This window comes from Paenibacillus sp. J22R67, from assembly GCF_059692175.1.
In genome coordinates this window covers 211,079-234,189 of sequence record NZ_JCAUAX010000004.1, presented here as the reverse complement: position 1 = coordinate 234,189, position 23,111 = coordinate 211,079, and the positions used below count along the sequence as shown (strand labels likewise).

Here is a 23,111-nt window from a genome sequence, read left to right as displayed (position 1 = left end):
CCCCCACATCCATTTGCATGTTTGTACTGTCTGAGTATACTTCGCTTTGTCGTATGACGAACCCTTTGGCAACAGCTTGTTTATTTAACTCCTATTCATATAGCAAAGAGGAGTCTAAGGCGCTAGCCCGCGATCTCCTCCAGCTTATGGACATAAGGGACCGGAAATCTCTTTCCGGTCAGCCACCAAGCGGTGCTATGCCATATTCTTATTTGCCAAAATACTGCTTGTAGCTTTCCGTAAATTCCTTGTACGCTTTCTTCAAATCCGGGTTTTCATTCAGCTTATCCACATAACTCTTGTACTCTTCCATGGTAATTTGGCCAACAATCGCTTTCGTTGCCATTGCCTGCCACTCCTTCTCGTACTTCGGCCACACGTTTGTCCACGTAGTCGAATTGATGATCGAGAATGGGTTCAGCTTTCCAACTTGTCCATAGACCTCGACTTCCTTCATTTTTGCATCGTTGTAAGCTTTCGGCGCTGATGGATTGAGCACTTTCATCTTGTTGTTAAATGCTAGTGAAAATACCTGATTCGTATTGGTAGTTACCTGCTTGATCCCCAGATCTGTCAGCTGCGGTTGACCATCCACTACTTTGTTGTGAACACCCTCGATACCGTAGTAGTTGAAATCCGTATATTCCGTAGTCGTGGTTTTCTCAAAATAATCAAGAATTTGCTTCACTTTGGCTTCTGGCACCTTTTTGGATATATAGAATGCGCCGAATGTGGGGTTCGCCAAACTTACCGTCATACCGCCAGGCCCCTTAAGTGGAGGAAGGGTTATGACCTTCGCATCCGGTTGCGTCTTCTGATTCATCTGCTCCCATGTATAATCCCGCCAAATATTTCGTACATAGGATGCGGCGCGTCCCGTAGCGTACATTTCTTCCGCCTGTGTTTTCTTCATCGAAGAGAATTCTTTCGCAAGAATGCCATCGGCATACAGTTTGCGAAGCCAGCTGACCATTTCCGTATAATTAGGAGTCAATTGGTTCTTGATCATGCCGCCGTCTTTATCGTAAACCGGATCAAGGCCGCCAAAGGCACCCGAATAAGTATCATCGCCGTCAGCCAGTAAGAAACCGTGGCCGATGATGCCGATCGTATCCTTCTTACCGTTGCCATCTACGTCGCTGTCCACAATTTTCTTCAGATCTGCTGCATACTCATCGATCGTTGTAGGTATTGGCAGATTCAGCTTATCCAGCCAATCCTTGCGCATCTTAATGCCCAAATCGATTTGCGGACGGTTGCGTGGAATGCCGTATACCTTTCCATCCAATTTCATAAAGTTCCACACGTTCGGGCCGCTGTTATTTTTCATATTCGGGTATTTGCTAAAATCACCGAGGAATGGCGTCAAATCCCAGAATGCTCCTTGATTAATGGCTTGAAGCAAGGTAGGCCGGGTGATATTGCTCGATACAATAATTTCAGGCAAATTCCCCGACGCTAACACCAGGTCAAATTTCGTATCGTAGTCCCCCGATGGAACCCATTCCATATTCAATTGAGTATTCGTTTTTTTCTGCCATTCCGTCCAATATTCATCCTTCATGTCCGGCACATCCGCATAGGATGGAACGAGGAACTGAAGTTTTAACGGCTCCGTTGATGCCGCCTTGTTCGAATCCCCTTGTTTAGCCGCATTGTCTGCACCTCCTGCCGGTGCGCTGTTATCCCCACATCCTGCCAAGACACCAACTGAAAGCATGCTGGCCATTACCATACTGAAACACTTTCTATACAGCTTCGACATAGGAGCCCCTCCTCAAGTTATTTCGAATCACGTGACCATTCGCAAGCAATCTAGAATTCGGTAACGCTTACATTCTTTATTCTAGCCTCTCATCAGGAAGCACGTTAGCGACATTTCTTGTTACTACCGTCCAATTGGAGCCAACCACAAATTTTGTCCGACCGGAATAAATTGTCTGATTCCTCATTGTAGCACGTGCGGCAAGCGTCTTAGTAGCGGGAAGTTACCATCTTCTTACGGGTGTAGAACTCAACACCGTCTCTACCATTCGCATGCAGATCTCCATAAAATGATTTCTTGAAACCCGAGAAGGGGAAGAAAGCCATAGGCGCAGGCACCCCGACATTGACGCCCAGCATCCCCGCATCGATCTGCTCGCGGAATTGCCTGATCGCTTTCGCGCTGTCCGTATACAGACACGCACCATTAGCAAACTCTGAGCGATTAGCGATATCAATCGCTTCCTTCAAACTGCTCGCGCGAACGATACTTAAGACCGGTGCAAAGATTTCATCCTGCCAAATCTTCATATCGGTTTGGACCCTGTCAAAAATAGTCGGACCGAGAAAATAACCACTCTCCTGCGTCGCTGTCGCATTTCGTCCGTCCACTACAATAGAAGCGCCTTCACGAATACCCGCTTCAATGTAGTCTATCGTCCTTTCTTTATGAGAAGATCGGATAACCGGACCGAGGAAGACATCTCTTTCGAGCCCGTTGCCGATCTTCAACTGACTGGCTGCTTCCTTCAATTTATGAACCAGAGGATCTGCAATGTCTCCTACCGCTACGACCACGGAACATGCCATGCACCGTTCACCGGCCGAGCCAAATGCTGCGCTCACTATATTGCTCACTGTAAGTTCTAGATCTGCGTCAGGCAGCACGATACTATGATTCTTGGCCCCTGCCAGCGCTTGAACTCTCTTGCCATGAGCTGCAGATGATTTGTACACGTACTCCGCAACAGGTTGGGAACCTACGAACGAGATCGCTTGAATGTCCGGGTGTTCGATAATCCCGTTAACAATCTCCCTTGAACCGTGTACAATGTTGAGCACGCCGTCCGGCAGGCCCGCCTCGGAGAACAATTCTGCCAACCGGTTCGCTAGCAGTGGAGTTCTTTCAGATGGCTTCAGAATAAACGTGTTACCGCATGAAATGGCTAACGGAAACATCCAGCATGGCACCATCATCGGAAAGTTAAAGGGCGAGATGCCCGCGACGACACCAAGCGGATATCGGTACATGCCCGATTCGATGCCGGTCGCAATGTCGGGTAGCTGAGAACCCATCATAAGCGTTGGTGAACCTGCCGCAAACTCGACGCATTCGATCCCGCGCTGCACTTCACCATAGGCTTCCGTGTAGTTTTTACCATTTTCCTGCGTAATAAGACGGGCAAGTTCCTCCCAGTTCTCTACCAATAGTTGCTGGTATTTAAAAAGAATACGCGCACGCTTAGGTACAGGGGTATCTCTCCAGGTTGTGAAGCTGCTGCGTGCTGTTTCTACCGCAGCATCTAAGTCGCTTCGCGAAGACAAAGGTACTCGCGCGATGGCTTCTCCTGTCGCCGGGTTCAGCACGATCTCATAGGAGGAGCTGTCGGAAGGAACCCACCTACCCCCGATATAATTATGTAAATCCGGTATCGTTGTCATCGCGCCGCTCCCTCTTCCTTCTTCAATTCGTAATCGTAGCAAATCCGATATAGACCTTCAATTTCACTTGCGGTTACCGTTCTCGGGTGATGGCTAGGACTTCCACTAGCTATCGCATCAGAAGCCATCTTCGATATCGCTTTGTCAAACGCCTCGCGCTCTATCCCCCAATCACGCAAATTCGGAATGTGCAAGAGGCTGCATAATGTACGGATCTCCTCCATGACAGCAGCGGACAGTCTATCACTGCCGCTGTCAACCAAGTCCGGTCGCATAACGCGTCCGATCTCGGCCATACGCTCCTGCGCATAGCCTGATGTGAATTCGAGAACTGCGGGCATCAGCATAGCGTTGGATATTCCGTGAGGAACATGGAATAGGGCTCCCAGCGGCCTTGACATGCCGTGAATCAACGTCACCGAAGCGTTAGAGAATGCAGCGCCTGCCAACATAGAGCCAAGTGCGATTTGGGCGAAATCCTCCGCATCCCCCTTTTTCGCATAACAGACAGGCAAGTGTTTGGTCAGTAATGCAATTGCCTGAAGCGCCCAACCGTCACTCAGTGGATTTGCCTTCCGGGACCAGTACGCCTCGATGGCGTGACACAAAGCGTCGAGGCCCGACGATGCGATCACAGATGGAGGGCACGACATACACAGCAGAGCATCTACGATAGCAACTTGCGGTACCAACTCCGGCTGGGCAATCATCATTTTGACATCCCGCCTGGTATCAATGATGACCGTCACCTTCGTGACCTCAGACCCTGTACCCGCCGTTGTTGGTATGGCAATCAACGGCAATGGCCGGTTAGCGAACTTTTTCATACCCAAGACATAGTCTCCGATGTATCCTTGATTCGTCATCATAACAGCAGTCGCCTTGGCTGCGTCGATGCAGCTGCCTCCACCCAAAGCGACAATCACATCACACTGCTCCTGCCGGCAGATCGCCAGCGCTTCATCAACATGCTGGTCGGTTGGCTCCGTATCAACACCTCTATAGACCGCACACGATAAGCCTGCTTGTTCCAAATAACTTCTGCACGTCTGGATGTGGCCGATTTGTTCCATAATGGGATCGCTAACGATTAAAACTTTGGTCCCTAGACCTGACGCGTAGGAAGCCACCCCTGAGAAAGCTCCCAACCCCATGCTGATTCTCAGCGGCATCATAATCTCATGAATCATGCTTAGCACCTCCTCATTCAAAAACTACTACATCGTAATCCAATACACTTGACACCAGGACAGATACAGAATCTCCTTCTCTTGTCATCGTAAGCGGGCTTTGGTCAGACAACATAAAAGCTCGCTGTGGCTTGAAGCCCTCACCTAACGGCAAATGAATCATCACGTCACGGGCCGGAATGAGCTGCCTAAACATTCTCCTGCCGCCATTAATGTTCACAAGATGAACCAGACGCCTTCTTTCTTGAACTCTTAAGGTTGCTAGCAGCGTCTCAGGACCATCCAGCTGTAACGGCAAGCGCTCCCTAGTCGTCCAAAGCACGGCATTCACCAGCAAGAGAGCCCAGTCCGGATAACCATATCGCGCAAAAGCCGCGTCCTGCTGTCCCGGAAAATACACGGTTCTACCGCCGCCTGCCTGCTCCCTCGCAATCAACATCGGCATTCCGGTATCCGGCTCCAGTGTGTACGACTGCCCCTCGGGGAAAACACGGAATGGCGCGGACAAAGTCAACGGCACCACGGATTCTTTGGCGGCGGCGACCCGGCAATAAGCGTTTGAAGCCGGAATCACCGAAGTGTCCCCAAGCCTTTCCAGTAAAGGATGTGAGGAATTATGTACATTTAAATAGCTTTGCTTATATACACCATTCTCCTCTCCCATCACGGAATCCGTACTTAGATAAGAAGCCCCCAATAAATCTGCGAGCAGGAAGTCTGCCCGTTTGCTGCCATCTGTATCAAACAAGGAAGTTTCAAACGAAGCGATGACACTACCGCCTTTCCTAGCATATTGGCTAAGTGCGGCAGCTGTCTCTTCCGACATGCAGGCAGCGGAAGGCAGGATGATCGTCCGATATTTGCCGAGATTGCCCTTCTTCACTACGGCATCCGAGATGATATCAAACGGAATGTGACTGTCCGACAATGCCAATTCAACACCTCTGATCGCGTCGACATAGTTAAGCTTCGGCTTCTCCTTCCCGTAGTAAAAGAGGGTATCCTGGGAGTAGACGATAGCAACGTTGGCGCCGGATCGGTCATCGTTATAATAGTCTTGATTATCAGCTACAAAGTGATAAAGCGACTGCACTGCCGGAAAGCCTCTCTGATCCTGATGCCCCTTGATCGGCCCGCCGGATAAATTCAGGATGGCATTGCCCCCATTCGCATAAATCTGTGCCATGTACACCTTCTGTTCAGCTGGCGGTACAGCATTTCTACGCCACGGCCACGCTTGAAAATAGGAGGCGAGTACCCAAGGCTGATGATCGCTAACATTGTCCAGGAAATTCGCTTCCTCCGCAGGCCACAGCAGGAAGTCCCAATGGCTTGAATCACCCTCCACACGAATCCGGGTTTGTGCTTCCACTTGAACCGCATCGATGTAGGCCGCCATTCCTTCAATATCTAATGCGCCTTTTGTCGTCCATCCCGTTTCCCCAAAGCAGACGCTGTTGCACATAACTGGCATATTCGGATCGAGCGATTTCACTAAGTCATATAGAAATTTAGAGCGCTCCACAACACGCTGCTGCCGCCACCGTTGAAAAGTTCCCCAGACAGGATCATTCCAATCCTCTTTCACCGGAATATGGCTGCCAGCGTAAGCCCCGAATGCTTCTCTGCAGCGGGCACAGTGACAAATACCGTTACCGTAAGAGGAAAAACCGTAGCTTCCTCCGCCGAATTTGATGCCGTCGACTTCGTAGCGCATCACGATTTCGCGTAAAATTTCCGCTAGGTATTCGTTTTGATATCCGCTTAACGGACAAGCAATATAGAAATCGCCTAAGTCCTGATTCGCTTTATATGGCTTACCTTCATGATCACAAGAACACCAATCCGGATGTTCTAACGCTGCATTACCTGGAATCAGACTCAGATCCATTGCCGCCACCGCGCGGATGTCATAAGCTTGAACAGCTTTCACGATGTCCCCTGTCAGATCCCGATTCCCCAGAAAGGGACTCTTTCTGATCAACAAGTTTGTAGGATGCACCGTCACATACCCTGCACAAAAAAACGAAAGCACATTTACACCAAGCTCATTCAAATCCTTCGCAAAACGCTCCGTGTCGAAATCGAGACAATCTACATCCCTAATCGTAAGATGTACGCCTCTGCTTCGCTTCGTCAACCAATCCGATTTTGCCATATTCATCCCCCAATATGAGTCATTTGAATGCTGCTAAGTTTGATTATAGATACGGTTAGTGCCGCATCACATAGACACTTTTTGTTTTGATGCCTTATCTCTTATTCAACGCAATATTTGTCCAAGAAGACATAAACTGTCCTATGCAAATTGAAATCATTCGCTCGCTGACATCTGATCTTCGCCACATACAAAGGCGATATCTGAAAGCACCTGCGGACGATAAAGCTCCCATGAGAAGGGTGTCTTGCCCAGGTGCATCAAGGGATGTTCGACATAATGAGCCTTGGTTACTGCGATCAGCCGCTCCCAGTGTCCAGCTGCATGTGGTTCCTTCAGAAGCTGAATCGCATGAAGGCGCTCTGCTTCATCTCCAGTTCTTCTAAACAGCTCATAAGAAACAGCAGCCCGAAGTTTATCTGCAAAATAATAATTTAAATGAGCCCACGCTTCAATGTCAGCCTTTTCACAACAGATTACAGGTGTATCGACTTTAATAGCCGCCAACCATTCGAGTCCGCGAATCGCATCCGACTCTAGCGTCTCTGCCAGTTTGAGCGGTGAAACCCTGTCCGTTTTCTGTCCTTCTACGAGATGATCCACATATTCGGATACGGATAGATAGTGAGGATTGAACGTTCGCCGCTCCATAAGATCCTGCAGCGAAATAAACGATGCTCCCCCATCGTATTCCGCTTCGTCCGTGGACATGAAGCCTTCGGCATATAAGGTGAAATCCCATGTGAACGAATACATGGAAGCGAGGGCCATTGGCATTTTACAGACGGCTGCATACGCTTTCAATAATGGCACTCCGATCGGAGCACGATGACGCTGTTGGATCGCTTTTTCAAATACACGATCGGGTGTATCAGGTTCATACAGCAGCCTTCCCCAAAGCATGTAATACAGCCAGTTTTTTTCAAACAGATAGGTCCAGTCCTTATGATCACTTTCCTTCTGATGGGAGTAGTCGATGCCAGGAATCATGCATTCCGACCCAATATAGTAGCCTCCAACGTATTCCTGCCCGTTCTCTGCAATATGCTCGCGAATGAAATCAGGCTGCGCCCAGCGAAGCGTGAAGAAGTCCTCGTTGCGGACCATCCAGGTAATTTTGTAATTCGTTGGCGATGGTTTCCAGTACCCCTCCATCCCCTGCGAACCGCCATGCGTCAGCAGCAGCTTGGAGGAGGAGTAGGCATGCGACCAATTGAATTTAACTTCCACCCATACCGGCTCAGGCATAAAGCCATTACTTTCAATCGCATTTCTTGTAATCGAAGGATCTACGGAAAACGGTGCGCGATGAATGAATTTCACGGGTCGGCCTGCTTGCTTCATCCCTTCAAAATACACGCTATTAACCCAATCCTGCCGACTTTGAGGAGACATATCGTTCATTCTTTCCCCCAAAGAGATTCCGAGCCCGGTCAGATCCGGATACTCATCAATCAGCTGAGTGACACTTTCTCTGGTATATTGTTGGATCAGTTCCGTGGAGTAAGAATGGCCATAATGGTAGAAAGTTTCGTCGCTTATCGCTTGAGGATCATAATGCTCCCGATAGGCTTCCGATACGAAAATATTCCAATTGACCATATACGTCTCGATACCGCGTTCTTTGGCCATCCGGAATAAAGCCGTCCAATACAGCTTCCACTCTGCCATTTCTTCCTCACTGAAAGGGCATGCCTTCGGAAAATTCGTAGGACGAATCATGTATGGAAATGGATGTAGATTCCACAGCGTAAGAACGTTATAGCGGTTCTGAGCCATCATATCGAGAAACTTTTGCCAAAAGGCAAGATCACGGACCGTGTCCTTTTGAAGCTCGAAACATTCATTCTTCCGATAGCTTGACCACGGAAGATTGAATTTAATGGCACGGAATGGAAAGCGAGCATTCATGACACAAGCCGGAATTGCCCTTAACGATCCATAACCCCGTAGTCGTTCTTCCAGCTCCAGCGTTCCATACATAGCACCCGCTTCATCACCAGCCAAAATGTACCATGTTAAGGAACTTTGCCCCTCCAGCTTACGGATCTCGAAGCCCTCTGGAGCGACGCTGTTATCGATCGTTATGCCATATTTACTTGCGGCTTCCTCCTTATCGGATATGATGATTACACTTGTAGATACAACATTAGGTACATTAGGTGCTATATCCAAAGGTTGAACTGTTCCCTCAATTCTTTTTATTGTGTCTAGCAGCTTAGAAGCTGCAAAACGAATCATGGATGAATCCTTGTGATACATAAACGTCGTTGTCACCTTCAGATCACTCCTTCCCTAATTAAGACATTATCGTTGTTAGGCTTGCTGTGCTTACTTCTTGCTACAAGCTTGATTGTAACAAGTGATTTCGAAGCATTGAACCGACAATTCTTGATGTATCCTGAATGCTTATTCAGGGACAATAATTGTCTTCCTGATCATTTTTTGTCCGTTACTGAGACACTTGGCGGAGGGGTAACCTCATACTAGAGTTAAGTTGGTCAACGATACACCCTTGAGGAACTATAGGCCGCTATTCTAGCAAATTCAGCCCGTTTCCGCGTTCAAGCGGAACTGCAGGACCTTATTTGACCGCTGATTCCGTTTTCTTTAAGAAAACGGACAAATAGCGGACCACAGTTCCCCTCCGCGCGAAAAAGAGCCTATTTCGATGATATAGCGCCATGTAGTTCCATTTGCTGGGGAGGAAGGAACCGCTCAAGCGATAACAGGAAATATCAGGGGGTGGAGTGCTCAACACAAATAAATCTGGGGTAAGCTTCGCTTACCCCAGAATCCAATACCTATACATTCTGTTCAAAAAGGTCAACCGGATAGTTTCCGGTCGACCTTAGCTTAACGAATTGGTGTTAATCTTCGCTCTAATGGTTTCGAGCCTTTAAATTCAGGCGGTATTCGACGTGCAACTCCTGTTTGAATAGCAGCCTGCACAACTTGATCTCGAATTTCTTGAACGACCTTCTCATTAAAAATGGATGGAATAATATATTGTTCATTTAACTCATCATCTGTAACCGTGAATGCGATGGCCTTCGATGCAGCCAGTTTCATTTCTTCATTAATTTGGCTCGCTCTGCAATCAAGTGCCCCTCGAAATATACCTGGAAAACAAAGTACATTATTGATTTGGTTCGGAAAATCGCTTCGACCCGTAGCTATCACTTTGACATAGGGAGCAGCCGATTCGGGGTCTATCTCAGGAGTTGGATTCGCCATTGCGAAAATGATCGGATCGCTAGCCATACGATGAACCTCTTCCAGTTTTAACACGTTCGGTCCGGAAACACCTATGAAAACATCAGCACCATTCATCGCATCAGATAAGCTGCCTTTTCGATCCTCCTGATTCGTGTTCTGTGCTACCCAGTCCCACAACGGATTCTCGTAGGTGTTGTCACGAGTCAGAATGCCCTGACGATCAACAGCCAAGATTGTCTTAGCCCCAGCTCCCAAGAGCATTTTAATAATGGAGACTCCCGCTGCACCAATACCCACAACAACAATCCGGATATCCTCAATTCTCTTTTTGGTCAACCTAAGGCTATTAATAAGTCCAGCTAAAACAACAACTGCTGTCCCGTGCTGGTCATCATGAAACACAGGAATATCTAACTCTTCCTTAAGACGAGACTCAATTTCAAAACACCGCGGAGAACTGATATCCTCTAAGTTGATCCCACCAAAGGCTGGAGCGATATTCTTGATTGTTCGAATAATATCTTCCGTATCTTTGGTATTTAGGCAAATCGGAACAGCATCCACACCTGCTAATTGCTTAAACAGCATTGCCTTTCCCTCCATCACCGGCATAGCTGCTTCGGGGCCAATATCCCCCAAACCTAGAACAGCTGTGCCATCGGAGATCACAGCAACAGTGTTGCGTTTAATCGTCAAAGTAAATGCTTTATCCGGATTTTCATGAATTGCCATACATACTTTAGCTACACCTGGTGTATAAACCTTCGATAAATCATCCCGGTTTTTCACCCGTATTTTAGGCTGGATTTCAATTTTACCTCCTAAGTGAACAAGGAAAGTTGGATCCGATATATGATGCAAAACAACACCCGGAAGCATTCTAATTTTATCCGCTATCAAATCCTCGGCTTGGTCTCCAAGATTGACTGTAATATCCCTCGTTGTCGATTGTTTATCAGAACGAATCACGTCAATGGCTACGATATCTCCTCCGACAAGGCTGACGGCATTAGCCACTTCACCGAAGGTTGTTACCTTCTGATCCAATTCAATACGCAAGATGAGGCTGTTAGATGAGGATTTCAATATACTTCTCTCCCTCCGTAATTACCTATTCGAAGCTGGTACCATAGCCTTGAATTCCCTGCGTCTGCGATGCAAAATCGGCTCCGTGTAACCGCTTGGTTGATTATACCCTTTGAAAACAAGCTCGCATGCGGCTTGAAATGCCACTGACTGATCTAAATTATCTGCCATAGGACGGTAGGCAGGATCTCCTGAATTTTGCTCATCCACCACTTTGGCTAAACGCTGCATGGTCTTAAGAATTTGATCCTCTGAACAAATCCCGTGGTGAAGCCAGTTAGCCATGTGTTGGCTGGAAATACGCAAAGTGGCGCGGTCCTCCATCAGTCCCACATTGTTAATATCCGGAACTTTGGAGCAGCCAATCCCCTGCTCTACCCATCGGACAACATAGCCTAGAATACCTTGCGCATTGTTGTCTAGCTCCTGCTGAATCTCCTCAGGTCTCCATTGCGGTTGGGTCACCACTGGAATTTCTAGGATCTCATTCAGATAATCTTTTCTGTTGGCTTTTAATTGGTTCTGAATTTCCTTTACATCCTTTTGATGATAATGAAGGGCATGTAATGTCGCTGCAGTCGGCGATGGCACCCATGCCGTGTTGCAACCTGCCTCAAGATGAGCAATCTTTTGCTTTAACATGTCTTTCATCAGGTCTGGCATGGCCCACATGCCTTTACCAATCTGAGCACGGCCTTGCAAACCGCATGCCAAGCCTATGTTAACGTTTGATTTCTCATACCCTTGCAACCAGCTGGATGACTTCATATTATTTTTGAGAATCATAGGTCCTGCTTCCATAGAAGTATGCATCTCGTCACCTGTTCGGTCCAAGAACCCGGTATTGATAAATGCAATTCGATCCTTCACTTGGCGAATACAAGCCTTCAAGTTCACTGAAGTACGGCGTTCCTCATCCATCACACCGATTTTGATCGTATGGCGCTCCAGCTCGAGCATATCTTCCGTACGATTAAACAATTCATTAGCAAAAGCAACTTCCTCAGAGCCGTGCATTTTAGGCTTTACAATGTATATGGAGCCTTGAAGAGAATTTTGATAAGAACTATTTCTCAAAAGATCGTGCTTGCCAATGAGGCTAGTCACAACAGCATCCAAAATACCTTCAGGAATTTCCTGTCCATGCTGGTCTAATACCGCATTAATCGTCATCAAATGGCCTACATTACGGACAAATAAAAGGGAACGCCCTGGCAAACTAAATTCCTCACCTGCAAGAGATGTATACGTCCTGTCAGGATTCAGAGTCCTTGTAATAAATTTATTTCCCTTTGGTACGGAAGCCGATAGATTGCCTTTCATTAGTCCCAACCAATTCCTGTACACCAGGACCTTATCCTCAGCATCTACGGCAGCAACAGAATCTTCGCAGTCCATGATGGTCGTTAGCGCCGCTTCCATGAGGATATCTTTAACGCCTGCCAGATCATTCTGGCCAATCGGATGTTGGCGGTCAATTTGAATTTCAACATGTATCCCATTATTTTTTAGCAAGAACGCGGAAGGATCATCTGCCAGTCCTTGATAGCCAACAAGCTGAGTTACGTCCTTCAAACCTATCGTTTCCCCATTTGCCAGGGAGACGGACAATTCGCCATTCACGATCAAATAGCGAACAGCATCATGATGTGAGTAGTTGGACAAAGGTGCTGCTTGATCCAGGAAACCCTTGGCATACGCAATAACTTTGTTACCACGAATCGGATTGTATGCAGCAGAACGCTCAGCACCTTCTTCTTCATCAATAGCATCCGTTCCGTATAAAGCATCGTAAAGGCTTCCCCAACGGGCATTCGCAGCATTTAAAGCATATCTGGCATTATTGACTGGAACGACTAACTGGGGGCCAGCTTGATAGGCAATTTCTTCGTCTACCCCTTGTGTAGTAATTTGAAAATCTTCTACTTGCGGTTCCAAATAACCAATTTCACGTAAAAATGATTGATAGGTCTCGAAATCGAAGTTTTCTTTATGTTCAATATGCCATTCGTTAATAAGCCTCTGCAGTTCATCTCGTTTGGCTAATAAAGCTTTATTTTGAGGGGCAAGGTCGTGAATCAATGTATTAAAATCTGCCCAGAACTTTTCGCTTGTAAGTCCGCTGCCAGGGAGTACCTCTGAATGAATAAACTGATAAAGCACCTCAGCAACTTGTAGATTTCCTACGTTTACATATTCGCTCATTTGGATGTCCCCTTTACAAAATGGATGATAGTTTTTGAGCACGAACAGGATTTTGCAGATGACCTATCCCTTCAATATAACAATCAACGACATCTCCATCTCGGACTAGATCCGCACCGGCAGGCGTTCCAGTCAGGATGACATCTCCTGGCATAAGGGTCATAAACCGGCTGATATACGAGATCATGCTATCGATTGGTGTAATGATGCGTTCCATGAGAGCATCCTGCTTAACTATACCGTTCACTGTTGCTTGAATACGAGCAGAGTGATAATCGAAATCGGTTACAATCACCGGACCCAGTGGGCAAAATGTATCAAATGATTTGCCAATCGTCCAATGACCCTCGGGATGAAAATAATTAAAGGCACCCAAGTCATTGGTAACCGTGAAGCCGAAGATCACATCGTCTACGTGTTCGGGAGCTACGTTTCTCGCTTCTTTCCCAATAATGACGGCAAGTTCTGATTCGAACTTGATCTCATCCGTTCCAAGGGGCAGCACCACAGCGTCTTCAGGTCCGATAACGGTGCTCAATGGCTTAAAGAACAGGATCGGCATGTCTGGAATGGCTGGTTTTGGTGCCCCATCGCCAACAAAGTTTCTACCGATACCGATGATGTGTCTCGGCATAATAGGAGCTTTGAGTTGAACATTCTGTAAGGAGAATGTCTTCCCGGTAAGAATACGGGAGGTGAATAGGTCTCCTCTAAACTCATGAATGTCAGAGTCTTCAATGATCCCACTGCGTATCTCTGATTCACCAGGTATCGTAAAACGAGCTAATTTCATAATAAAGCCGCCTTTCTTGTTCATCATTATGAACAACGTTCTATATTTTGTATTTAAATTGATCTTCCCATAGTTTTCCGTTTGTGTCAATGGGATTTTGCCAAATTAGTTTCATGCCCTTGCACAGAAAAAAAATCCCGAATCACCTAAGTGACCCGGGACTTCATACCTTATATATTCGTTGACAACCGCTTTGCTAATGAGCAAATTTCGCTGACGGTTTCGTCCTTCTTCCCCTCCCAATGATGGATGGGCATCGAACAACTGACTCCTGCAACTACAGTACCTAGACGGCGAACCGGCGCTGCAACACAGCAAAAACCCATTACTCCTTCTTGTATATCTAAGGAGTACCCCGCTAGACGCACTTTCTCCAATTCTTGCAGAAATGCCGCCCGCGAACCAATGGTATGAACGGTTATCTTGTGGAGCGATTCCTGTGGGAATACGCGGCTGACTTGCTCTGCATCCATATCGATCATCAACGATTTACCAAGACCGGTCGCATGAGCCGGGATACGAACACCCGGCCCCGAAACCATCTGCACCGGTGTCGGAGCTTCCACTTTTGTGAGATAGAGCACTTCACTTCCATCCAAACGAGCCAGCTGCACGGATTCTTGCAGCTTCCGCATAACCGGCTCAGCCATTCGCCTAAACTCTTCAATCAAGTCGTACTGACGAAAATAAGCGCTGCCTAGATCGCCAACCGCGCTTCCAAGAGCGTAAGTTTCATTTCTGTCCCGATTGACCCATTGCAGCCGCTCCATGGTCTGAAGAAGAGAATACAGCGTACTCTTGCTGATACCCAAGTGCTTGGACAAATCGGACAACTTCCATTTGTATGGCTCTTCCGTCAGTAAGTTAAGTACAGCATGTGCCCGATCCAGCGCTGGGACGGAATACTTTTGTTCCATTTCGTCACGTCCTTTATATGATAAACATCGTTCTGTATATTGATCGTATTATCCCTAGATGCTACCATGCGTTCAATGGCTAGTCAATGTAGAAAACATAAAGTGCCCCTTCATTCGCCCGCTGCATGTGAGCTGGTGATGAATGGGCACTTCATTAAATTTAAAATAGAGATTCATTAAATCCAGTTAACCTTTTACGGAGCCAAGCATAACTCCCTTGGCAAAATGCTTTTGCAGGAAAGGATATATGACTAGAATCGGCACCATGGCCAGCACAATAGATGCCATACGAATCGTTTCCTGCGGCAGTACTCTATCGTCACTGCCGACAGACCCTGCACCACTGGCATCGGAATCGATAACCAACGACTTGACCAGCACCTGCAAGGTCCATTTCTTCGCATCGCTCAAATAAACTAAAGCATTAAAGTACGTATTCCAATACGAAACTGCAAAGAACAAGACAAAAGCAGCAATCGCCGGCATGGATAAAGGAATGACAATGCGCCAGAATACCCCGATATCCGAGCAGCCGTCAATCCGAGCAGCATCTTCCAGCTCCGGAGGCAGTGAATCCAGAAATCCTTTAATCACAATTAAGCTCCATGCATTCGTAAGACCCGATAAGATTAAAGACCAATGTGAGTTTAACAGGTTCATATCCTTCATTAATAAATAGTTAGGCAAAATACCAGCGTTGAACACCAAGGTAAAAATAACGCCACCAAGCATTAATTTCCGGCCGGGTACATGTTTCTTGGTCATGACATACGCAAATGTAAATGAGATGAGAATACTAAGCACAGTCCCTATTCCTGTCACGAATACGGTGCTTTTCAGAGCGTTAATGAAGCTGTTCGTTGATAAAATATATTTGTATGCAGACAACGACCATTTTTCCGGAAAAAAATAAAATTGCAAAGGCACATAGACATCCGGATCGGTAAAGGAAACGCTGAATACATAAATAAATGGAAACACGCAGGCTATAGAAATGATTGCAAGCAGCGAGTAGTTAATATAATCGAAGATCGTCAGCTTCTTGGTTGTTACATAACTCATGGGTACTCCTCCTTAATAAATCCCCTCTTGCCCAAGCTTCTTCACGACGTAGTTGGACAGCATAACAAGGATCAAGCCCACAACGCCTTTGAACATACCCACCGTCACACCGACGCTGATTTTGCCACCGAGTATGCCAATCGTGTACGCATAAGTATCGAACACCTGGGAAACCGAGGTTACCAGCGGATTGTTCATTAATAAGATTTGTTCAAAACCGACATCTGCCATATGCCCTAGTCTCAAAATAAGCAAGATAATAATGGTCGGACGAATCGCCGGCAGCGTCACATGCCATATCTGCTTCATTCTCGACGCCCCATCTATGACGGCAGCTTCATATTGTTGGGGGTCAACACCAGCCATTGCAGCTAAGAAAATAATCGTCCCCCAGCCAACTTCCTTCCACATGCTTTGAGCGGTAAGCAGTCCCCAGAATAGATTCGGATTGGACAAAAAAGATACCGTTTCGAAACCCATATTCGAAATCAGTTTATTGATTAACCCTACATCCGTGGAAAGCATAAAAAACGTCATACTAGCAACAACGACCCATGACAAGAAATGCGGTAAGTACACGATCGACTGATTGATCCGTTTGAACGTTTCATGCCGGATTTCATTGAGCATCAAAGCTAGCAGAATCGGAAGAGGGAACATAAAAATGATCCCAAAAATATTAATCGCAAACGTATTTCTCAACATGAGATAGAATACTTCACTCTTAAATAATTCGGTGAAATTGGTAAAACCAATCCATTCGCTTCCCCAGAGGCCTTTAAAAGGGTTGTATTCCTTGAAGGCAATCAAGAGCCCCCATAATGGCGCGAATTTAAATATGAGAAAATAGAGGATACCCGGCGCAGCCAAGGCATACATCCATTTACTTTGCACCATGGCGGCCCACAACCGCGAGCGCTCATGTACGCGCGTACTTTTTACAATTGTCTGTACCTTTGTTTGCATGTGAAGCACCTCGCCCGTTTATTCGCTCACTTGATACTCAGCCTTTTCAAGCCATTCCGGCCTTACCGTGATGCCCCAGCCTGGTCCTTGCGGAACCTGTATCTCACCGCCAGAAACTGTCAACGGCTCTACAAAAAGTCCATTCGTCCAAGCGTCCTCTTCAATCGTATATTCCATATATTTTCCTGCGTTCGGAATGGCGGAGACCATATGCAGCGTAAATACGGTCAACATCGATAAATTCGCGGCATGCGGTGTACAGGTCATTCCTACTGCTTCAGCCATCCGAGCTACTTCAAGGGCACGGCTCAAGCCTCCAACATAGCAAATATCCGGTTGAACGATATCGACTGCACGCATCTGGATCATCCGTTTGAACTGCACCAAATCCGTATCCTGCTCCCCGCCGGTTACCGGAATATCCAGTGCGTCGGCTACTTGCTTCGTCCACTCCAACTCCATGTAAGGGCAAGGCTCTTCAAAGTGACATACCCCGTAGTCCGCAAGCATTTTACCTGTTTCGATCGCCTTAGCCGGCGTGAATCCACTGTTCGCATCGACATACAGCTGTGTGCTGTCACCGATCGCAGCCCTTACAGCCCGGACAACCTCTTCTGAACGGCCCGGATATACATCCACATCATTTGCGAAGTTATTAGCAATCCGAATTTTGAAAGCTTCGATCCCCTGCGTTTCCTTGAGACGCAATATCCGGTTAGCTTCCTCCTGGGGTGAAATGTTGCGCTTCATGCTGGAGCCGTATATTTTAACTTTGCCAGGCTGCCCTCCGAGCAATTCACTTACACTTTTGCCCATCCGTTTCCCCTTCAAATCCCATAAGGCCGTGTCCAAGCCTCCGAGAGCTCTACAAATGTATGAACCTGGAAATTTATGTTCTTCTCTAACAACCGTTTCAGCCAATGCTTCGATTTGACCTGAGTCTGCACCCAAAGCGTGTGGAGCTACTTGCTGGTGCAGCACAAGCGCAGAAATATTAGCATGGTAAGGAGCAATCTGCCCATAGCCCTGCAATCCATCTTCCGAAGTGACGCGGACAACGGAAAGCTGGCGGGTTGTAAAAGTCTCGATACGCTTAATTTTCATCCTATCGTTCTCCTATCTTCATTGAATTTCTTACTACCTATACTGGGAGCGAAATTGCCCCGGTGTCATCTGTACATGTCGTTGAAATATTCGGATGAAGTTGCGCTCGGAATATCCGATTGCTGTGGCAACTTCACTGATGCTTCGATCCGTATCTTTGAGCAAACGTGTGGCCTGATCAATCTTCGTTTCCACCACATACTCAAGAAAGTTCTTTCCAACCATCTTCTTAAACAACCGGCTCAGATAAGAGGGGCTTACGCCTACCCTTTCGGCACAATGCACCAAGGACAAGTCGTTCCCGTAATTGTTATTAATATACTGACACACCCACTGGATCGCCGATTCACCGGATGCTTCTCTATCATTTTTCGTTAACCACAGATACACCGGGAATAAAGATTCCTCGAACCAATCGTTCATTTCCTTCGATGTCTGCTTGTTTCTTAGCTGCCCGAAGAAATTATGCTCCATAATGTCGACTACATTCGCACCCTGCTTTTCAAGAGACACGATAAAAGAAGAGAGGAAGATATGATAGCTCTGATAAATAAACACATAGGATTGTGAATGACGCAATATTTCCGTAAATTTCTCGAAATGCTGAATCGCTAAGGGTAGATCCTCCTGCTCAAGGGCATGAAGAATCGCCTCTTGCAGCTCAACAGGGTACCGAAGCAATGACTGCGTTTTCTCATGTTCGAAATCATCAATAAATAATAGCGATTCCGCGTCCCGGAATATCCGATATTGCAGAGCATGATTCGCTTCCTTATAGGAGACTGGAACGTCTGCAATGTAAGGGTAGAAACGTCCGATACACACGTTAACTTCGAAGGACAGATACTTATGAAACGCCTCAATCATCGCATTTGCGTAGTTCGAGGTCAGTTCCTTCATGGTTATCTGCTCCATTTCGGGCTTGAATTGCAGAATGGCGACGCCTCTGCCCTGATAGGGAATCACGTAGCCTTCAAGACCATGGTGACTCAGCAACTCCTGCATCACATTGGCCAAGGAAAATGCGACGATTCCTTTCTCCTCTGGCAAAAATCGTTTCTCTTTATAAATATGGTCCGCATCGACAACGAGCACGACATTGGTAAATTCAATTCCAATCCCATAAGTTAGGCAATCTTGAAGCAGAGTTTGATTAGCCGTGTAATCACCGCTTAGCAGCTTGAAGAGAAACTTCTCGCGCAAGGACGGCTCCATGTTTTGCACATAGCTCTCTAACTTCTCCATCTCATTACTTAAATAATCAAGAGACTCCTTAATGATATCCAGCTCGTCTTCTTTCGGCTCGACACCATGGCCTCGCAGAGAACGGCTGTGATTAATCAGTTGTCCGATTGGCGTATAAGCCCTCTTGGAGGTAATATACGTCAGAAGAATGCCGACACCTACGAATACAAGGACAATGAGCGCTGTCATCTCACGAATCCAGCTTAATTGATCAGTAATCACTTGTTCCGGAGTCACGGATACGTAAGTTCTGGAAAATACATTTTTCACGTAGTGATATTGGGCTGGTTTACCATCAATGCCTTCAGCTACAAATCTACCCGAGTTTTGGTCCGATGCCTTGATCATCGCAATACCTTGTAATCTGGCGGTTTCATCAGCCTGATTCACCTGGGGGTTACGCTCTATCCCAAAGGGTTCATTCAGCTTCACGATCATTAAATCCTGATCACCGGTTAAAATGACTGTGTCTGTTTCCATAAATGTGCTCAACTTGGAGGCTTCAATTTCAAAACCGAGGACTCCCTTGGGTCCTTCCGTACCAATCAATGGCAGCTGCCTGTAAAAGGTGATATAACCTTCCTTGCCTTTCAGCTGTGTCCACTGTGTAGGACGTTTAATTGTAAGCAGTTCATTAATATTTTCTTTATATTTGTAATATTCTTTTGCAATGGAACCGTATTCATTTGAAATGACTTCCTTGTTCGTGCTGTTATATAAATAAATTTCGCTGATGAAACTATTAAAATTCTTAACCAAAGCAATTTTTTTCAAAATATCAAGCTTCAAAATCCCGCTTTCATCATCTGGTCCAGTAAGCTCCTGCTGAATGAAAGGATCATTGGCTAACTGGAGTGACTCCTGCTCAATTTCCTGTAAAACCGTTTCGGCACGATCCTTCATAATGGTCAACGACGAATCACTTTCCGTCTGTATGTATGTCTGCATCCGGTTGGTAGAGAATTGATAATACGCTATGCTCGCTAATATCACCGGAATACATACGGAAATACAACCAAGCCAAATGAGCTTGAAGAAATACGTTCTCGTGTTTATCCGCCTTTTCTTGCCTAGATTTTTCAGAAACATGCTGCTCCAGTTAGCCATAAGTCCTCCCTGTTGTCTTAAGCTCCATCTTCATGTCACTCACTACTTCACACCTCTTGTTCGTGTGTTAAGCATAGGGAGTGGAGCCCCAATTAGCAAGCGGAAAGGAACTCATCCTGGCACAGCTTACTTGGGAAACTTTTCCTTATAATCTGCCGCGAATTCCTTATATGCCGTTTGAAAATCCGGGCTCGCATTTAGCTTCTCGATATAAGCTTTGTATTCATCCATCGTAATCTGCCCTACGATCGCTTTGACTACCATCGACTGCCATTCCGATTGATACTTCGGCCAAATAGAGGTCCACGTATTCGAATTAATGATAGAAAAAGGATCGATCTTACCTACTTCTGCATAAATAGCCACCGATTTTTCCTTGGCATCGTTATACGCTTTGGGAGCGGCAGGATTAATAACTTTCATTTTATTATTATAGGCCAGCGGAAAAATAGCGCCAGTGCCGTTAGCAGTTACTTGTTTTACACCAAGTTCCGTGAGTTGCTGTTGGCCATCTACCATCGTATAGTCGACGCCCTCGACACCATAGTAGTTATAGTCCGTTTGTTCCGGCGTCGTCGTTCTCTCGAAAAAGTCCAGAATTTGTCTCGCTTTTTCCTCCGGAACTTGTTTCGAAATATAAAAGGCTCCCGAGAATGGGACCGACAGCTGAACACTAGAACCTCCTGGACCTTTCATCGGTGGCAATGAAATGACATTCGCTTCCGGCTGCACTTTCTTGATCGTTTGTTCGAAGTTGAAATCCCGCCATGTATTTCTTCCATAAGAAGCAGCTCGTCCGGTGGTGAAGATTTCTTCCGCCTGGGTTTGCTTAATGACAGAGAAGTCCTTGGCCAGAACGCCGTCGCTATACATTTTGTGGAAATAGGAAACCATATCCGTGTAATTCGGTGTCAAATACTTGTTAATCATACCACCGTCCTTACTATAAATAGGATCCAAACCTCCAAATGCGGACAAAAAGCTTCCATCGCTGTCGGCAAAGAAGTTGCCTGTGTTGCCTTGGCCAATCAAACCAACCGTGTCTTTCTTACCATTCCCGTCGGGATCACCATCTACAAATGTCTTAAGCGTTGCTGCGTATTCATCCAATGTAGTGGGCACAGGAAGGTTGAATTTATCCAACCAGTCTTTTCTCATTTTGAGACTGAGGTCAATATGGGGACGATTTCGTGGAACACCGAAAATTTTGCCATCCGTACGCACATAGTTCCATACGTCCTTATAGCCATTTTTCTTTAAATTTGGATACTTGCTGAAGTCACCCAAGATTGGCGTCAAATCCCAAAATGCCCCTTGCTTCACAGCATTTTGCAACGTTGGACGTGTAATACTGTTCGCAACAATAACCTCTGGAATGTTACCGGATGCCAAGACCAGGTCAAATTTCGTATCATAGTCGCCCGAAGGGATCCAATCTATGTTCAGTTGAACTTTATTATCCTTTTGGAACTTCGACCAATACTCGTTGTTCATATCTGGAATGTCCGCAAATGACGGTACCATAAACTGAACCTTCAGATCAGGTGCAGCAGCCGCACTCCCCTTGGGCGCCTCCTGACTCTCTCCACAGCCTGCCATCACCCCTAATAAAAGTGGCGCAAGCATTGTCAAACTGACCCTTTTGGTTGTCAATATGTTCATAATAGCCTCCCTGTTGATGTTTGTTGCTTCACCGCTGTTCAAGTGTCCGGAACTAACAAGACAACGTATTAGGCTTTATTATAGGAGTATGATCCACTGCAAGTAAGTGACAATTCTTGTTCTTCTTGTCCTTCTAGTTAGAATATCAATTTTTGTCACTTCGCGAACCGTCGTCTCCGTTATTTTGCTGATCATCATTTGATGTCAGCCGTGAAATAAGTATAAAAAATGGATAGCCTTAAGCAAAAAATCCCCTTGCAAGATGAGGTGTCTAAGTTCATGCATCCATGAACTTAGACACTTCCCACCGTAAGGGGATTAGCCATTCTATCTATATTTAATGATTGATTAATTTCTTCTAGGCTGTAGCTTCGACTTCCTCATGCACGGTTTTGATTTGAATGATAACCGTATTCGAATCCGTCAACACTTCAATGCCATCCTTGAAAATCAGATCGGAAACGAGAAGTTTGTCGCCAACATCAAGACCACTAATATCCACTTCCATCGAAGTCGGCAAATTACCAGGCATACAACGAACCTCTACTTCATAGATTTCGATTTGCAGTACCCCGCCAGATTTAATGCCAATTGCCTCTCCAGAAAACTGAATGGTCACTTTGCTGTCCATGATTTCAGTCATGTTTACATGATGAAAGTCGATATGCAGCAGATTGCCAGACATGGAATCCCTTTGAACACTCTGAACAATGACTGGAATTACTTTTTCATCGGATGTATTGCCTTGGAGAATAGCTCGCGGATTTTTCCTCAAAATATCCAGCATTTCTTTTTCATTTACTTCTAATGATAAAGTATCTTTACCAATCCCATATAACACAGCCGGGATGCGTCCCTGTTTTCTTGCTTGATTCATGTGGGACTTTGTCTCACCAGTGCGCTTGTTCAATTGAATAAATTTACTCATTTGTTTGTTTCCCGCTCTCTTTGACCATAAATTCTTGTCAAAG

15 protein-coding genes are annotated in these 23,111 nt (G+C 46.1%); all 15 read right to left on the bottom strand.

The features are described from left to right. Positions 1-208: 208 nt before the first annotated feature. A complete protein-coding gene (locus AC58VC_RS17345) occupies positions 209-1,765 on the bottom strand; it encodes a type 2 periplasmic-binding domain-containing protein (RefSeq protein WP_497370010.1) in 1,557 nt (518 codons plus the stop codon). Positions 1,766-1,974: 209 nt separating this feature from the next. Continuing rightward, positions 1,975-3,426 (bottom strand): CoA-acylating methylmalonate-semialdehyde dehydrogenase, encoded by a 1,452-nt coding sequence (locus AC58VC_RS17340; RefSeq protein WP_497370009.1) that lies wholly within the window; start codon positions 3,424-3,426, stop codon positions 1,975-1,977. After that, the gene (locus AC58VC_RS17335) at positions 3,423-4,613 is read right to left on the bottom strand and encodes an iron-containing alcohol dehydrogenase (RefSeq protein WP_497370581.1); all 1,191 of its coding nucleotides are present in this window, start codon (positions 4,611-4,613) and stop codon (positions 3,423-3,425) included. The genes AC58VC_RS17340 and AC58VC_RS17335 overlap by 4 nt, the downstream gene beginning before the upstream one ends. Before the next feature lie 16 nt (positions 4,614-4,629). After that, positions 4,630-6,774 (bottom strand): beta-galactosidase trimerization domain-containing protein, encoded by a 2,145-nt coding sequence (locus AC58VC_RS17330; RefSeq protein WP_497370007.1) that lies wholly within the window; start codon positions 6,772-6,774, stop codon positions 4,630-4,632. A gap of 156 nt (positions 6,775-6,930) precedes the next feature. Beyond that, positions 6,931-9,051, bottom strand: coding sequence for a beta-N-acetylhexosaminidase family protein (locus tag AC58VC_RS17325; RefSeq protein ID WP_497370005.1), 2,121 nt, complete (start codon positions 9,049-9,051; stop codon positions 6,931-6,933). A 579-nt stretch (positions 9,052-9,630) separates the two neighbouring features. Next, the gene (locus AC58VC_RS17320; protein ID WP_497370004.1) at positions 9,631-11,079 is read right to left on the bottom strand and encodes an NAD-dependent malic enzyme; all 1,449 of its coding nucleotides are present in this window, start codon (positions 11,077-11,079) and stop codon (positions 9,631-9,633) included. 21 nt (positions 11,080-11,100) lie between these two features. Then, positions 11,101-13,284, bottom strand: coding sequence for a malate synthase G (locus AC58VC_RS17315; RefSeq protein WP_497370003.1), 2,184 nt, complete (start codon positions 13,282-13,284; stop codon positions 11,101-11,103). A 13-nt stretch (positions 13,285-13,297) separates the two neighbouring features. Continuing rightward, a complete protein-coding gene (locus AC58VC_RS17310) occupies positions 13,298-14,104 on the bottom strand; it encodes a fumarylacetoacetate hydrolase family protein (protein WP_497370002.1) in 807 nt (268 codons plus the stop codon). Between the two features lie 143 nt (positions 14,105-14,247). Next, positions 14,248-14,994, bottom strand: coding sequence for an IclR family transcriptional regulator (locus tag AC58VC_RS17305; protein ID WP_497370001.1), 747 nt, complete (start codon positions 14,992-14,994; stop codon positions 14,248-14,250). A 186-nt stretch (positions 14,995-15,180) separates the two neighbouring features. After that, positions 15,181-16,056, bottom strand: a complete 876-nt coding sequence (locus tag AC58VC_RS17300; protein WP_145664108.1) for a carbohydrate ABC transporter permease — start codon at positions 16,054-16,056, stop codon at positions 15,181-15,183. A 12-nt stretch (positions 16,057-16,068) separates the two neighbouring features. Continuing rightward, positions 16,069-17,022: an ABC transporter permease gene (locus AC58VC_RS17295; RefSeq protein ID WP_497369999.1), complete on the bottom strand. Its 954-nt coding sequence runs from the start codon at positions 17,020-17,022 to the stop codon at positions 16,069-16,071. 18 nt (positions 17,023-17,040) lie between these two features. Beyond that, entirely contained in the window at positions 17,041-18,126 is a 1,086-nt protein-coding gene (locus AC58VC_RS17290) for a mandelate racemase/muconate lactonizing enzyme family protein (RefSeq protein WP_497369998.1), read from the bottom strand. A 33-nt stretch (positions 18,127-18,159) separates the two neighbouring features. Continuing rightward, positions 18,160-20,478, bottom strand: coding sequence for a helix-turn-helix domain-containing protein (locus AC58VC_RS17285; protein WP_497369997.1), 2,319 nt, complete (start codon positions 20,476-20,478; stop codon positions 18,160-18,162). A gap of 126 nt (positions 20,479-20,604) precedes the next feature. After that, entirely contained in the window at positions 20,605-22,140 is a 1,536-nt protein-coding gene (locus AC58VC_RS17280) for an extracellular solute-binding protein (RefSeq protein ID WP_497369996.1), read from the bottom strand. Between the two features lie 358 nt (positions 22,141-22,498). Continuing rightward, on the bottom strand, positions 22,499-23,068 hold the full coding sequence (locus tag AC58VC_RS17275; protein WP_497369994.1) for a 50S ribosomal protein L25: 570 nt from the start codon (positions 23,066-23,068) through the stop codon (positions 22,499-22,501). Positions 23,069-23,111: the final 43 nt, after the last annotated feature.

Coding starts and splice junctions, on each gene's coding strand:
- AC58VC_RS17295 (WP_497369999.1), bottom strand. CDS start 17,022: ATGCAAACAAAGGTACAGACAATTGTAAAAAGTACGCGCGTACATGAG.
- AC58VC_RS17290 (WP_497369998.1), bottom strand. CDS start 18,126: ATGAAAATTAAGCGTATCGAGACTTTTACAACCCGCCAGCTTTCCGTT.
- AC58VC_RS17285 (WP_497369997.1), bottom strand. CDS start 20,478: ATGGCTAACTGGAGCAGCATGTTTCTGAAAAATCTAGGCAAGAAAAGG.
- AC58VC_RS17300 (WP_145664108.1), bottom strand. CDS start 16,056: ATGAGTTATGTAACAACCAAGAAGCTGACGATCTTCGATTATATTAAC.
- AC58VC_RS17330 (WP_497370007.1), bottom strand. CDS start 6,774: ATGGCAAAATCGGATTGGTTGACGAAGCGAAGCAGAGGCGTACATCTT.
- AC58VC_RS17340 (WP_497370009.1), bottom strand. CDS start 3,426: ATGACAACGATACCGGATTTACATAATTATATCGGGGGTAGGTGGGTT.
- AC58VC_RS17315 (WP_497370003.1), bottom strand. CDS start 13,284: ATGAGCGAATATGTAAACGTAGGAAATCTACAAGTTGCTGAGGTGCTT.
- AC58VC_RS17275 (WP_497369994.1), bottom strand. CDS start 23,068: ATGAGTAAATTTATTCAATTGAACAAGCGCACTGGTGAGACAAAGTCC.
- AC58VC_RS17305 (WP_497370001.1), bottom strand. CDS start 14,994: ATGGAACAAAAGTATTCCGTCCCAGCGCTGGATCGGGCACATGCTGTA.
- AC58VC_RS17345 (WP_497370010.1), bottom strand. CDS start 1,765: ATGTCGAAGCTGTATAGAAAGTGTTTCAGTATGGTAATGGCCAGCATG.
- AC58VC_RS17280 (WP_497369996.1), bottom strand. CDS start 22,140: ATGAACATATTGACAACCAAAAGGGTCAGTTTGACAATGCTTGCGCCA.
- AC58VC_RS17310 (WP_497370002.1), bottom strand. CDS start 14,104: ATGATGAACAAGAAAGGCGGCTTTATTATGAAATTAGCTCGTTTTACG.